The 14,628-nt window shown below is 56.9% G+C and carries 10 protein-coding genes and 1 tRNA gene; 2 read left to right on the top strand and 9 right to left on the bottom strand.

Features of this window, described 5'->3' with window-relative positions:
- Positions 1 to 187: 187 nt before the first annotated feature.
- The 9 genes from dnaK to M0Q23_03840 form a co-directional block, all read right to left on the bottom strand.
- Complete coding sequence (dnaK, locus tag M0Q23_03880) at positions 188 to 2,104, bottom strand: molecular chaperone DnaK (GenBank protein MCK9527783.1); 1,917 nt, start codon at positions 2,102 to 2,104, stop codon at positions 188 to 190.
- A 183-nt stretch (positions 2,105 to 2,287) separates the two neighbouring features.
- On the bottom strand, positions 2,288 to 2,824 hold the full coding sequence (grpE, locus tag M0Q23_03875) for a nucleotide exchange factor GrpE (GenBank protein ID MCK9527782.1): 537 nt from the start codon (positions 2,822 to 2,824) through the stop codon (positions 2,288 to 2,290).
- Positions 2,825 to 2,971: 147 nt separating this feature from the next.
- Positions 2,972 to 3,562 (bottom strand): D-sedoheptulose 7-phosphate isomerase, encoded by a 591-nt coding sequence (locus M0Q23_03870; protein MCK9527781.1) that lies wholly within the window; start codon positions 3,560 to 3,562, stop codon positions 2,972 to 2,974.
- Positions 3,563 to 3,773: 211 nt separating this feature from the next.
- Positions 3,774 to 5,816, bottom strand: coding sequence for an anaerobic ribonucleoside-triphosphate reductase (gene nrdD, locus M0Q23_03865; GenBank protein MCK9527780.1), 2,043 nt, complete (start codon positions 5,814 to 5,816; stop codon positions 3,774 to 3,776).
- A 34-nt stretch (positions 5,817 to 5,850) separates the two neighbouring features.
- Entirely contained in the window at positions 5,851 to 7,266 is a 1,416-nt protein-coding gene (locus M0Q23_03860) for an HD domain-containing protein (protein ID MCK9527779.1), read from the bottom strand.
- 192 nt (positions 7,267 to 7,458) lie between these two features.
- Positions 7,459 to 7,534 (bottom strand) — tRNA-Ala (locus M0Q23_03855).
- A gap of 79 nt (positions 7,535 to 7,613) precedes the next feature.
- On the bottom strand, positions 7,614 to 8,585 hold the full coding sequence (locus M0Q23_03850) for a tetratricopeptide repeat protein (protein MCK9527778.1): 972 nt from the start codon (positions 8,583 to 8,585) through the stop codon (positions 7,614 to 7,616).
- Positions 8,586 to 8,696: 111 nt separating this feature from the next.
- Entirely contained in the window at positions 8,697 to 9,344 is a 648-nt protein-coding gene (locus M0Q23_03845; GenBank protein ID MCK9527777.1) for a response regulator transcription factor, read from the bottom strand.
- Between the two features lie 221 nt (positions 9,345 to 9,565).
- Entirely contained in the window at positions 9,566 to 11,752 is a 2,187-nt protein-coding gene (locus M0Q23_03840) for a PAS domain S-box protein (protein ID MCK9527776.1), read from the bottom strand.
- 249 nt (positions 11,753 to 12,001) lie between these two features.
- On the opposite strand from M0Q23_03840, the gene M0Q23_03835 reads away from it, so the two are divergent.
- Together M0Q23_03835 and M0Q23_03830 are read left to right on the top strand one after the other, a co-directional pair.
- The gene (locus M0Q23_03835; protein ID MCK9527775.1) at positions 12,002 to 13,102 is read left to right on the top strand and encodes a hypothetical protein; all 1,101 of its coding nucleotides are present in this window, start codon (positions 12,002 to 12,004) and stop codon (positions 13,100 to 13,102) included.
- A 416-nt stretch (positions 13,103 to 13,518) separates the two neighbouring features.
- Positions 13,519 to 14,484 (top strand): asparagine synthase-related protein, encoded by a 966-nt coding sequence (locus M0Q23_03830; protein MCK9527774.1) that lies wholly within the window; start codon positions 13,519 to 13,521, stop codon positions 14,482 to 14,484.
- Positions 14,485 to 14,628 lie beyond the last annotated feature (144 nt).

Genomic DNA, 14,628 nt, shown 5'->3' with positions numbered 1-14,628 from the left:
GGGGTACTGTGAGGTACGCCGTACGCCCCTGTAAAACTGACATTTTACACAAAGCGGCAGCCAAAGTCGACAAAAACCCCCAAAAAACCCGAAAGCGCGGCGGCACTCCCGGGTTTTTTGATGTCCTGCGGCCCCGTCCACGGAGATCGGGCCGTCCGCTCTTGTCAATCCGTGGCCTTTACGCCGGTTATTTCACCTCTTCGAAATCGGCATCGACGACATCGTCATCGGTCCTGGCCGATTCCTGCTGCGGGCCGCCTCCGGCAGACGCTTCGGGACCGCCGGTCTGGGCTTTCGCCGAAGCCTTCGCGTACATGGCTTCGGCAAGCTTGTGAGAAGCCTGGGTCAGCTCTTCCTGGGCGGCGTTAATAGCGTCGAGATCGTCCTTTTCCAGGGATTTTTTCAGTGTCTCGATGGCCGTCTCGATGCGGGTCCTGTCAGACCCATCGACTTGGTCTCCCATGTCCTTGAGATTCTTCTCGACGCTGTAGATAAGGGCATCCGCCTGGTTTCTCGCCTCGATAAGCTCCTTTTTCTTCCGGTCTTCTTCGGCATGGGCCTCGGCGTCTTTCACCAGCTTTTCGATTTCCTCTTCAGTCAGCCCGCTCGACGAGGTTATCTTGATGCTCTGTTCCTTGCCGGTGCCGAGATCCTTGGCTGAAACGTGCACGATTCCGTTAGCGTCAATGTCAAAGGCTACCTCGATCTGTGGTATTCCGCGGGGTGCCGGGGGAATACCCGTCAGTTCGAACCTGCCCAGGGTCCTGTTATCGGCGGCCATGGGCCGTTCACCCTGGAGAACGTGAATGCTCACGGCCGGCTGGTTGTCGGCGGCCGTGGAGAATACCTGGCTCTTCTTCGTAGGTATGGTGGTGTTCTTTTCAATAAGTTTGGTCATAACGCCACCCAGGGTTTCAATACCCAGTGACAGAGGCGTTACATCCAGCAGGAGGACGTCCTTCACATCCCCCGAGAGTACCCCTGCCTGGATCGCCGCGCCTACGGCCACGACCTCGTCAGGATTGACTCCACGGTGGGGTTCCTTGCCGAAGATCTCCTTGACCTTCTGTTGAACTTTGGGCATCCGGGTCATGCCGCCCACAAGAATGACCTCATCGATTTCCTTGGCGGAGATGCCCGCGTCTTTCAGGGCCGTTCTGCAGGGTCCATCGACGCGGTCCACGAGATCCGCCACGAGCATTTCAAGTTTCGCCCTGCTGATTTTCATGTTCAGATGCTTCGGGCCCGACGCGTCGGCCGTGATGAAGGGCAGATTGATATCCGTTTCGATAGACGATGAAAGTTCCATCTTGGCCTTTTCCGCCGCTTCCTTGATACGCTGAAGGGCCATTTTATCCTTCTTGAGGTCAATGCCCTGGTCCTTCTTGAACTCGTCGGCTATATAATCGATGAGTCGCTGGTCGAAGTCCTCGCCTCCCAGGTGCGTGTCGCCGTTGGTGGACTTTACCTCGAAGACGCCGTCGCCGAGTTCGAGAATCGAAATATCGAAGGTGCCGCCGCCCAAGTCGAAAACGGCGATCTTTTCGTCTTTTTTCTTGTCCAGTCCGTAGGCGAGAGAGGCCGCGGTGGGCTCGTTTATGATCCGAAGCACATTGAGGCCTGCTATCTTGCCGGCGTCCTTCGTCGCCTGTCGCTGGGAGTCATTGAAATAAGCCGGTACCGTAATGACGGCGTCGGTGACCTTTTCTCCCAGGTAGTCCTCGGCGGTCTGCTTCATTTTCGTCAGCACCATGGATGACATTTCCGCCGGGCTGTAATTCTTCCCCCGTACCGTCAACTGGGCGTCTCCGTTGCTCGCTTCGGTGATTTTGAAGGGGCTGATGGTAATGTCATACTGCACTTCTTTCGACGAGAATTTCCTGCCGATGAGTCGTTTGATGGCGTACACCGTATTTTCGGGGTTTGTGATGGCCTGCCGCCGGGCGATTTGCCCCACGAGACGTTCATTGGTGTCGGTAAAGGCCACCACGGACGGCGTTGTCCGGTTCCCTTCCTGGTTGGTGATGACAACGGGGTCCCCGCCCTCCATGACGGCCACGCAGGAATTCGTTGTTCCCAGGTCAATTCCTATTACTTTTCCCATAATCAGTACTCCTCCTTACGCTTCGCGATGCGTTCATGTCTCTCACGTACTATAATAATTACACCCTCCGTCCGGAGAGGATATGTCTCCCATTCCGTGTCACGCTTTGTTCTTCCTTCGGGTAACACGCTCCGGTACTTCACACCGCGGTTTTGCCCCGAAGGATACATTTTCACACAGGCACTAGCCTGTCGACTTTGCCACGGCCACCTTGGATGGCCTCAAGAGGCGCCCTTTGAGCAGGTACCCCTTTTCAAATTCCTCGACCACCAGGTTGTCCCTGGATTTTTCACTGTCCACCCGCATCATGGCTTCATGGAAATTGGGGTCGAATTCCGAGCCCAGTGCCTCGACAGCCTCGACGCCGTGTTTTGCCAGGGTACTCTTCAGCTTTTCCAGTATCATTTTCAGCCCCTCTACGAAGGACTCGAAGTCACCGGCATTGGATGCGTGGTCCAGGGCTCGTTCGAGGCTGTCCACGATGGGCAGGATGTCCTTTATGATTGCTTCATTCCCGTAGGTAAGCAGGGTCTCCCTGTCTTTCCGGACCCGTTTCTTGTAATTGTCGAAATCGGCGGCCAGGCGAAGATACTTGTCATAATGCTCTGCCGCTTCCTTCCGGGCATTCTCGGTGTCCGGTGAAACAGTATCTTCGACGGGCTGCTGCTCCTGATCCGGTCTGTGTTCTTCCGTCCCCTTCGGGGTTTCTATTGTGTCCATCTTCTCGTCGCGGTGTTCCTTATGTCGTTTTTTTCGTGTCACGGCATCGTTCACGGCGGCTTTACAAAAAGTCCGAATGCTTGATTGCGTTCCGGCCTTCGTCACTGCGGCGCACTTCACGGTACGCATCATTCCCTTTTCATCGCCTTATCCGTTGGGGCGCGTGAAGAGCTTGTAATCCACCATTTCACAGATTACGTGGGCGGCCGTTATGTGAATCTCCTGGACCCGTGGAACGCTGGTGGAAGAGACGTTCAGAGAATGCTCAACCATCCTGGCGACAGCGCCGCCGTCCTTTCCGGTGAATCCTACACATACCATGTCCAGACGTCGGGCCATTTCAAAGGCCTTGACAATGTTGGGGGAGACCCCGCTGGTCGAAAACCCCCAGGCAATATCCCCCGCGTGGCCGACGGCCCGTATCTGTTTGGAAAAAACCTCTGAAAAATCATAGTCGTTGGCAATGCTCGTCAGGATTGACGTATCCGTGCTGAGAGCGATCGCCGGCAGGGGAGGTCGCTCGATAAGAAACCTGTTGACGAATTCCGCCGCGATATGTTGCGCGTCCGCGGCGCTTCCCCCGTTCCCGAAGAGCAGGATCTTGTTGCCCTGTTTCAGCGCGCTGGTGATGACCGTCACGATCTTTACGATGCGCTGAAGGTTTTCATTGATAAAAACTTCCTTCTGATGAATACTCTCCCTGAAGCTTCGAATTATGATGTCTTCGATTTCTTCCATGAGATCCGCCCGGTTTGTTTCCTGCGTAATATATTTATCAATTTCACCATGTCAAGAACGGGGCCCCGTAAAATTCCGCCAAGGGGAGATTGGCATGCTTCACGGCGCGCTTCCCGACGGTGGGAAACCTGTATCTTTGAGGGCGGGCACCGGTTCCCCGGAAGGATTTCTTTTCAGTGGTTCCGGTGAAGGGCTGTCACAAAAAAAGAGGTCAAGAAAACGAAGCGTATCGCCTGTCACGCAACTCGGCGATCTTCCCCCGGTTCAGGCTTGAAACCTTTGAATAGTAGCCCGTGATCCTGGTCATGCCTTCCAGGTCGGCGGACCCGCACAGAGGACACGTATCCATGAGGCCCCGTGAGGTGTTTTTGCAGTCGCGGCAGGTTGAAAAATCAGGGGAGAAGGTGATGTGACGGCTTGTGGTGTTCCGGAACACCGCCGCGATAAAGCTCGCCAGCCTGTCGGCCGCCGGCCGGTTCGCGCCGAGCCACAGGTGGGAAAGGGCCTCGCCCCCGATGCAGGGGTGGAGAACTCCCTCCCGGCTGACCTTTTCAAGGGGGTCGACGGAAGCCGTGATGTCGAAACAGGTTGAATTGGTATAATAGACCTCTCCCCGGGCGATATCACCCCGGACGTATCGGCCCGCTTCGGGGGAAAAATATTTCAGGTCCAGCCGCGCGAAGCGGTGGGGGGTACTCTCCGCCGGGGACTGTTCCAGGATGAAGTTCATACCGTACTCCGACGTGAGTCTGCGGGTGATTTCCCGCATGCGCCCGACGACCTTCAACCCGAAGAGACGCGCGTCGTCTGATTCATGAAGATGGCTTCCCCGCTGGCGCTTCACCATTTCGTTGAGTCCCACGATGCCGATGAGCCAGGAGGCCCGGGGCAGAAGCAGGTAAGGCGTTCCGCCATTATCCAGCGTCAACAGCGACAGCGGGCCCTGGTCGCCATGGGAGAGCAGGCGTTCGATGCAATATTTTTTCTGTTCGTGGGCCCGGGCTGCCAGTTCCATTCGTTCTTCGAGGAGAAAAAAAAGCCGCTCCTCGTCACCGCCGGCCTTATAGGCAAGCCGCGGAAGATTTATGGACACGTTTTGAATGGCGCTGTACCGCATGTTCCAGGGATCGTCCCGGTGATTCCCTTCCAGCAGGCCGCATTCGGACAGATTCAGCGTTCCCTGACGGTCGAAGAGGAAAGAGGGGTTTCCCTTTTCGGCGGCCAGGTCAGAGGCCTGCATCAGAAACGCCTCGTGCTCGGGGCTCGAAAAAAAATCTTCCGTCAGATGGACCATGGGCCGTGGAAAGACAAAGGGCCGTCCCGAGGCGTCTCCGCGCAGGTAGACGTCGAAAAGGGACCGCAGGAACCGTCGGCTTTCGCTGTCGTAGTCTCCGTAGCATTTCCCCGTGCCGGTTCCACCGGGACCGATTGCCTCCCGGTCGCGAAGACGGGCGGGAACCTCCCATTGCAGGTGAATGTCCGTGAATATGGTCTGCCCGCCCCGCCCGACCGCCTGCTGGGCGAACTCGTAGACGAGCATCTGGGCAAGCTGCGTTATCGCGGCATCGGACATGCCCTCGAGATAGGGCGCAAAGAGAATGTTGACATCGAGCCAGCCGATGGCCCCGGAGAAATGACCCTGCAGGGCGGCCGCGAATCGTACCATGTGGGCCAGAAGTACTTCGGCATGCCTTGCCGGCGCGGCTGTCGCCAGAGAGTTGGGGAGGTTGAGGCCGAATTTTTTAATGTACTCCAGCGACTGGCACGAACAGTAAGGGCGGTCGATATAGCCCAGGTGATGGAGATGAATGTCGCCTGTCAGGTGGGCATAGCTGACTTCATCGGAAAAAACCTTCATGAGCGCGTATTCGCGCTTTATCCCCTCGGCGAAAATAAGGTTGGTTCCCTCGGGACTGTGGGGGACGTTCGCGTTTTCCTTGTTCTGATAAAGCATCAGACGGTCAACGTCCCAGAAGGGAAAGCCGAGACGGGCGTGCATTTTCGTCGCTCCCTCGAGGCCCCGTTCGAGAAGCCGGGCGTTCACCATTTCTCTGATGAGGGACGTCGTCAGCAATCCCATGGAGGACGAAGTGATCTGCTGTTCCACTTCCCTGCTTATGGATTCCGCCGTGGCAACGTCGACGTTTGTTTCGCGGATGAGAGCTTCGATTATCCTCTGGCGGTTCCAGACGGCGATATCCTCACTGGAGGTTCTGACGAACAGGGTGAGATCTGTGGTTTCACGGGTGTCCATGGTTTCATCCTCGATAAAACGGGGGCTACCGGGGTTAAATATTCGTTGAAAGGACTTCCCCCGAGGATTCGAACATATCTTCGGCGGCCCGGGACAGCGCCTCATCATAACGGTGATCCAGGGAGAAGATCCTGAAATGAACCACACGGGACGGTATGAATCGGTAGATGTCCCGCAGGGGCTCCCAGGAGGTGCTGTCCGTGGAAGGGTTGAAAATGTTGATGCGCTTGTCCCCTTCCACCATGGGATTGATGGGGCGGGGGTCCTGGGTTGCCAGGTCCACCCGGAAACGGATTTTTTTCAATGAATTCGGCAGATGCTCCCTGATTTTTCTTTCATAATCGCGGGCTCCGGGGAACTCGGCGCCCCGTTGCAGCTGTTCGACGGAAAGGTCGGCAAAAAAGGACATCTTCCATTTGACGCGCCGTGTGTAGAGCTTGTTCCACTCCCTACCGAGTCGTTTCTGTGACCGGTCCCCGGAGGACGCCCATTTCCTGGTATCGTGATACAGGCTCCACTCATCGAGTTCCCGATAACGTCCGAAATCGTCAAGGGGGTTGCAGGGAAACAGCATGTCTATGGTGTCCTTGAATATTTCCTGCAGGTGAAGGTCGAGAGCCCGGGTAGTCCGGTGATAGTACACATTGGAATAGAGGTTGAGCCTGGCCTGCAGGAACCGGCTCAGGGCCGAGGTGCCCGCCTGATGCAGCGTCAGCCCCTCGGAGGTAAAGAATGAATAGAAACAGAGCCGGTCTGTATCCACGATGTCCATGGAAAATCCAGACATGTAGGCGTCGCGGCGTACGTAATCCATATTGTCCACTGTATAAACGCCGGAAAACAGCTGGCGCAGGAGATGGAGCCACCGGGGTTCCCTTCCGTCCTTTCCTTGGGGCTTGCGGATCAGGAAGGCCACCTGCCGGGGACTGATCCTTTCTCCTTCGGCGAAGTTTCCCGCAGGACTCCGTTTGATGTTCTTGATTATTCCGCCCAGTTCCTTTTCAATGATGACCTGGCCGAGTATTTCATGGGTGAGGCCGTACTGAGCCAGAAAGTGTTCATCGAAGAAATGACCATAGGGTCCGTGTCCCACGTCATGGAGAAGACCCGCCACCCGGAGCAACTCTTCCACGCAATTGATCGACGGAACATCGGGGCAGATTTCCTGCAGGCTGGGGTACAGGTGGCGGCCGAACTCCCCGGCCCGGTGCATCGTGCCCAGGACATGCTGAAAGCGGGTGTGTTCCGCGGCGGGGAAGACCCACCGGGCGCTCTGAAGCTGGTAGATGCGACGCAGACGCTGCATCCAGGGGGAGTCGATGAGGTCCTTTTCTGTTTTTTCGGGTGTTCTGTCCGGCGTGGGTACCGTGAACCAGATATAGGTATAGATGGGGTCGGCGATAAGCGCTATTCCCTGGTAGGTTCCGGCGGTCAGGTTTGTGCTCTTCATTCTCCTGAAAAAAAATCGACCTCTCTCCCGGCGGTAGTCAGCCGACAGGATGCTCAGATGATACGTGAAAATAGTTTTTCATGATCCTCACCGGAATACAGTGAGTCGGAGCGGGGCACCATCGGAGAGCGGCAACCGTATCGATCGTGCCGGAACCATGCAGCCTGAAACGGTCCGGAATGATACTATGAATGGTGGAGATGAGGGGGGTCGAACCCCTGACCTCGGCATTGCGAACGCCGCGCTCTCCCGACTGAGCTACATCCCCACGCCGGTATCTACATGGGCGGCTATGTATCCCATAAGCCGTTCAGCTGTCAAGGGGTAGTTGGCCGCTTCCGGGTACGTTATCCCTCATCGGGCAGGACTCCCTCGCGGCGCCCCCTGTCCCGGTAGCGGTCCGCCCGTTCATGTTCTCCAAGCCGATCGCAGCAGGCGATGAGAGTAATGTAATAGAAGGGGTTTCCGGGATCGGCGGCAATGGCTTTTTCGAATTCGTCGGCCGCTTCCGTAACATACCCCTCCCGGAGCATCATGTTGGCAAGTCTGTTGTGAAAGCCGGCCCGGGAAGCGGGGTCTGCCCGGCAGGCATCTTCAAAGGCACCCCGTGCCTCGTCGATCTTGCCCTGCTTCAGCATGATTTCTCCAAGGCCGCAGTGATACAGGGGGTTTCCGGGACAGAGTTCAAGTGCCCTGTTCTGTGCTTTCTCCGCCCGCCCGTACTGCTCCGTGTCTTTATATGACATGGCGAGCCGACCGTAAAAGAGTCTGCCGTCTTCGGGTTCCAGGGCAAAGGCGGCGGCGCAGGACGATTCCGCTTCGTCGTATTGTCCGGCGGCCACGGCGGCGCAGGCTCGGTTCATGTGATAGACAGGGGCCTCGGGATCCATCTCGACGAGTCGTGAGAAAATCGCGAGAGCCCGTTCAGCCCTGCCGCTTTTCAGGCAGGCGCTTCCCAGGGTGTCCAGCAGGGCCGTGTCATCGGGGTAGATCGTCGCCGCCCGTTCGCAGAGAAGCACCAGCCGGTCATACTCACCCATTTCCCGGTACATACGAACCAGTTCGTCATAGGCGAATCCTGTGAATACCTTCCGGGCCAGTTCCTTTTCGAGAACCTGCTGAAGGCAGTGAAGAGCTTTTTCCGTATCACCGCTGTCTTTGTGGACCCAGGCTATCGAGAGAAGCAGTGAATCATCGCCGGGATTTGCGGCCAGAAGCTTTTCATATATCTTCAGGGCTTCCTCATGCCTCCCGTCGCCGGCGCAGGAATCGGCATAATCATAGAGCGTGTTGTATTCGGAGGGATCGCCCATGCTCATCTCATCGTCCATCCTTTCCGGTTTGTGCGCAGCCCGTACCGGTCCCGGCGGAAACCTGCAGGTCATTCACCGGACTGTACAGAACCGCCGACATTCCTGCAACCGAATTGTTCAGACAGAAACGACACCCTCGCGAACGGCATACTTGACCAGTTCGGAGATACTGCTTATGTTCAGTTTTTTCATTATGTTCCGACGATGGGCCTCGACGGTTTTGGGACTGATCTCCAGCCGTTTCCCCACACTGCGTGTTGACATTCCTTCGGCCAGGAGCCGGAACACTTCCCGCTCCCGGGCCGTGAGGGACCCGTAGTCATGGGTACGGGAAACCTGCAGTCCGTCCGAAGACCTGCGTACCGCCATGCCGGCGATTTTTGAACTGAGCCAGGTCCGGCCGTCCATGACCGAGCGGATGGCGCGGACCAGTTCCTCGAAGGCGCAGTCCTTGAGCAGATACCCTGAAGCGCCCGCCTCCAGCATACCGGAAACGAAGAGGGGGTGCGAGTACATCGACAGGGCGATGACTTTCAGAAGGGGGTTGTGTTGCCGGATGAGGCGTGTCGCCTCGACACCGTTCATGTCCGGCATGGATATGTCCATTATGACCACGTCCGGGTGGAGTTCCCGCGAGAGCTTGACGGCGTTCTCACCGTTTTCCGCCTCGGCGACGACCATTATGCCCGGTTCATTTTCAATAAGGGTCCGCAGGCCGTCCCGGACTATCTTGTGATCGTCGACCAACAGAATTCGTATGTCCATGGACTGTGTTCTTTCTTGAACGTCACACGCATGGGAACACGGCAGAAACGGTACGCCCCCGACGGGGCATCGACCGGACAGGCTTCGGATCGTTATCGGGTCCGAGCCTGTGCAGGCTTCATTGATAGGGAATGTATGAGGGGCTTTCAATCAGTCATATGCTGGTTTCTTCGATTTACATTGACCGATAAACCGATCGGGAAATGGATGATACGCCCGGATCAGTCGGAGTTCTCCAGGTCATCGGGGTTGTCGAATATGACCATGCGGGCCCGGGTTCCTCCGCCGGGAACGGGTCCGATGAAAAAACGCCCGCCCATGAAGCTCAATCGTTCTCGAATACTGAACAGACCGAACCCTTTGGTCCAGTCCTTGGGGGCCTTGATTACGCTCGGGTCAATGCCCACGCCGTCGTCCTCCACGACGATTTCCGTTTTGCCGGCATACTGCCGCATCGAGACCTGGACGCTTCTTGCCCCGGCGTGCTTGGTGACGTTCATGAGAAGTTCCTGGGTGCATCGGAACAGGACAAAGGCGCGATCCTTGTCCGGGGCGGCACTGTTTTTACCCTTTTTTTTGAAGGTGACCGGGAGGCCGTATTTTTCCTGGTACTGTTCCGCCAGCCATTCCAGAGCGGCCGCGAGCCCCAGAATATAGAGGATCGGCGGGCTCAGATCAAAGGTCAGTGAACGGGTGTCACGGATGAGCTGGTCCACGATAGCCACGATATTTTCCAGGGAAACGGTGATCTTCGACGACCCGGTTTCTTTCTGAAGCCCTTCCAGCTTCATCTTCGCCACTGCCATGGTCTGGCCGATCCGGTCATGAAGTTCCGTGGCGAGCTGCTGGCGCTCACGCTCCTCCGTGCGCGCCAGCTCGGAGGACATGAGACGCATGCGCCTGTAATTTTCAGACAGTTTCCGTTCAGACTCTTTTGCCTCTGTCACGTCCTGACCGACGGCAAGAGTTCCCACCCGCTCTCCGTGGCTTCCGCGAAGCGCTTTGCTGTTCCAGTTGACGATGCGCCTGGACCCATCCCGGGTAATCACCGTGTTGGTCCCCTCCACCCGTGTTTCGCTGATCATGGCCCGGGCGGTGTCTTTCCTGAAGAGACGATCCTTTTCATCGGTGAAAATCTCGGCCCATTCCTTTCCCCTGACTTCGTCAAGAGTATAGCCCAGCAGGTCTTCCGTGTAGGGGTTGAACCGGACAATTCTTCCCCGGGTGTCGAGAACGAGTACCAGTGCCTGGGCGGTCTCTATGAGACTTTCGGCGAAGTCCCGCTCCCGTACGAGGGCCGCCTCGGCTTTTTTCCGTTCCGTCACGTCCTCGAAAACGACCACGGCCTTGCGGATGTTGTCCGGAGCCGCCATTTTGGACGCCGTGAGGGCACAGATGATTTCCTGCCCGTCAGACCGCCGGCACGGAACTTCATCGAGATGCATCTTGCTCAGTTCGGTGTCACCGTAAAATCTGTTCCCCGTCTCCCTGAAATCACTGTATCGGCGGTAGAGAACCTTGCTGCTCTGTCCGATAAGATCCTGAGGTTCCCAACCGAAGACGTCGTGAACGGCATTGTTGGCGAAAATGATCTTTCGGTTTTCCATGCCGATCACGGCATGGGGGATCGTGTCCAGGATCGACGATTCAAGCGCTTCAAGATTCTCGAGTTTTTCCTGGGCTTCCCGGAGTTCCGTCACGTCCATGCCGCTTCCCATGATGGCCGGACGCTTGTTGAAAAGAATGGGCGTTACCGTCCCCATGACGCGGCGGATATCACCGGACTTCGTGACGACTCTGAACTCATAGGGAGATGCCCGTTCACCCCGGAGCATCCGAACCGCCTGGTCCCTGAGGTTTTTCCTGTCGCGAGGATGAACGACGAACATGCCTTTCTTTCCCAGAAGTTCGCTCCTGTCGTATCCCGTGAACTCCTCGAGCAGCGAGTTCACGAAACACAGGCGGCCATCCTGGACAATATATACGCCGGTTTGAATCTTGTCCGAGATTGTTCGGTAGAGATCATCGGCACGGCTCCGCTCCGCCATATCCCGGAAGGAGGCGACTCTGATTACCCTGCCGTCGACAGTAATGTTTTTGCTTCGAACTTCAAAGGGGTGCCCGGATCCGTCCTTGTGAAGGATCAATACCTCGTAAGGACCTTCATAGCCGCTATTCGTGTGGTCGCGAATCAGGTCGCGTAGCCCGGGCGCCACAAGACTCAGAACGTCGGTTCCCGCGAGTTCGTCCGGACTGTAACCGGTCATTTTTGCGAATGACTGCGTGGCGTCGATGATTTTTCCATCGGAATGCACCAGGATTCCATCAAAGGAAACCATGCTGAGCTGCTCCGGATTGCGCCGTCCGGCATTCCGGCCGTCTTTCCGGAGCTTTTCTTTTTCAGCCATGAACAAGCTCTCCTGTTTTGTCCACAGATCGAATGCGGAGGGGAGTGGTCGTAACGATACTTTTATACACAGAGGACGGTGAAATGGCAAGCCGTTCATGCCCTGTAGTTTTTTTGCCTTTATTCTGTCAGAACAAGAGGGTACAATCATCGAACAGGAAGATGCCTTGACGGCGGAACTATCGTTTTGCGACGCGCCGTGCCAAGGTTCGAGATGTGGACGGATAGCTGAAAAGGGAGGTCTTATGTAATGAACACCGTGCAATCTCTCGATGAAATGTTGGCTTTGGCCTACAACCACGTGGGGGTATGTCTCTCGATTTACATGCCCACCCACAGGAAGGGTCCCGACACGCAACAAAACTCGATTCGTTTCAAGAATCTTCTCCGCGAAGCGGAAAACCAGCTCGTGCAGAGCGATCTGAGGCCCTCTGAAATCAGGGAGCTTCTTGCCCCGGCCCAGGAGCTGCTGAATAATGAGCTTTTCTGGCGGAGTCAGCTGGAAGGGTTTGTACTCTTTCTTTCGCCGGACTCTTTCCATTCCTTCAAAACGCCGGTCACCCTCGAGGAACGGGTAGTGGTTTCCGATCGCTTTCACCTGAAGCCCCTCATCGGAATGATGGCCCGTGACACGAATTTCCTGATTCTCGCCATAAGCCAGAGCAATGTCCGCCTGTTTGAATGCACGTGCTGGAAAAACCGGGAAGTGTCGCTCAACGGCATTCCCCAGAGCCTGACGGAGGCGCTGGATCTGGATGATTTCGAAAAACGGCTTCAGCTTCATACGGGTTCGGAGAACACCAAGATGAAGGTGCTCAAGTTTTTTCAACAGGTTGATCGGGGGCTCCAGGATATACTGAGAGACAGGCGGGATCCTCTTATCTTCGCGGGCGTGGAATACCTGTTTCCCATATATCGCGAGGCGAACACCTACCAGTACCTGCTGGCAGGGCTTATACCCGGGAGCCCTGAGGGGCTGACCGGGGATGACCTCCGCCGGATGGCCCTTCCCCTGATCGGTGACATCCTGAAAGCCAAGGAACGGGAATCGCTGGACTTGTACAGAAAAAGCGCCGGGACGGGCCTGGCGTCCCGGGACATTCGCGAGATTGTCCAGGCGGCCTCGCACGGAAGGGTGGGGACGCTTTTTGCCGCCCGGGACATCGAGCAGTGGGGTGTCTATAACAGCGACACCGGCGACGTCGTCCTTTCCGATCCGCCGGCTCCCTCTTCATGGGATCTTGTGGATCACGCGGCGATCAACGCGTTGTTTAACGGCGGGACCGTCTATGTTCTCGATTCCTCCGAAATACCCGGAGGCGGATCCATGGCCGCCGTGTTCAGATACTAGCGCTAGCGCCCTGTCAAAGCCGTCAATTCCGGAGAGGGGAGCGTTTCCTGCACCAATGTCGATTCGGTCTCCTTCTCCGGTTTTGCCGGCGCGTCCATACTCAACGATGCCCGCTTACGGCACGTTAGTTGTATGATGCAGGCCGCCGGAGGCAGGCCGGGGCGCTTTTCAGGAGGACGTCACGGATCAGAACCTGCCGCCCGGGATACCGGGCCATGCAGTCCGGGGGGACTCAAAAGCCTGATACGGTGCTCGTGCCGAACACCTTTCGGAGAAAAACCCGGTTCGCGCCGGGTTCCCCGTTCGGGGGTTGCATTTCCGCTGTTCTTCGTGATATTCACCATCCCTGCCGCTGCCGCATCGGTGGTTGGTGTTTTTCACGCACCCGGAATCAGACGAGATGGAGAAGTGATACTATGGATGCACGGGAGATACCTTTTCAGGACCTGAACGCTCCGGCGTTCATCGAGCAAAAGGTGGCGGAAATCGCCTCCGCCGTCGGGTCTGGAACGGCCGTCAACGCGCTGTCAGGCGGCGTCGATTCGGCGGTGGTCACCATGCTGGCCCATAAAGCCCTGGGGGATCGCCTCAAGTCCTACTTTATCGACAGCGGGCTCATGCGCAAGGATGAGCCGGAGCTGATCCGCCGATGGTTCGCTGAGCTGGGTATTACCGTTGAAATCGTCGATGCCGCCGAGGCATTCTTCGCGGCCCTCAAGGGTAAGACCGATCCGGAGGAGAAGCGCGAGGCTATAACGGAAATATTCTACAAGCATGTTTTCGGGAAGCTCGTCAGGGAAAGCGGGTCCCGACACCTCCTGCAGGGGACAAATTACACCGACGTGGAGGAGACGGTAGCCGGGATCAAGCGACAGCACAACATCCTGGAACAGCTTGGAATAGATCCGGAAGAACGCTATGGCTACAAAGTTCTTGAACCTCTCATCCAGTTGAGAAAACCGGCCATTCGAATCGTCGGGAAGGCAGCGGGCCTCAACCCCCGGATCTATCTCCGCCCCCCCTTTCCGGGGCCGGCTCTGGCGACGCGGATTATCGGCGAGGTTACGCCCGAACGGGTCGCCATGGTAAGAACCGCCACCGGCATACTTGAAAAACAGCTGGCCTCCACCACGGCCTTTCAGTATCTTGCCGTTCTCCATGAAGACCGTGTGACGGGAGTCCGGAACGGAAAACGCGATTACGGCTGCCAGATCGAACTGCGCTGCTGGGAAAGCGAGGACGCCAAAACCGCCTCGCCCACCAGACTTCCCTACGAAATCCTCGAAGAGATTGCCGAGGAGATAACCTCCACGATACCCGGCGTCGTCAGTGTGACCTACAACATCACGAGAAAGCCGCCATCCACCATCGAGGCACTCTGATTCGCAGGATCCGACGGGAAGCCGGCCCTCCGGCTGAACGAACGTTCCCGCGCTCGGGAGACGTCTCCGGAGTCATCGATCCCTTTTTGAAGCCGACATGAGTGCCATGGTCTACACACAGCAAGACAAGGCATCGGCTGCCCG

The organism is Syntrophales bacterium, assembly GCA_023228425.1.
Lineage (GTDB): Bacteria > Desulfobacterota > Syntrophia > Syntrophales > UBA2210 > MLS-D.
This window is presented reverse-complemented; position numbering and strand designations above follow the sequence as displayed.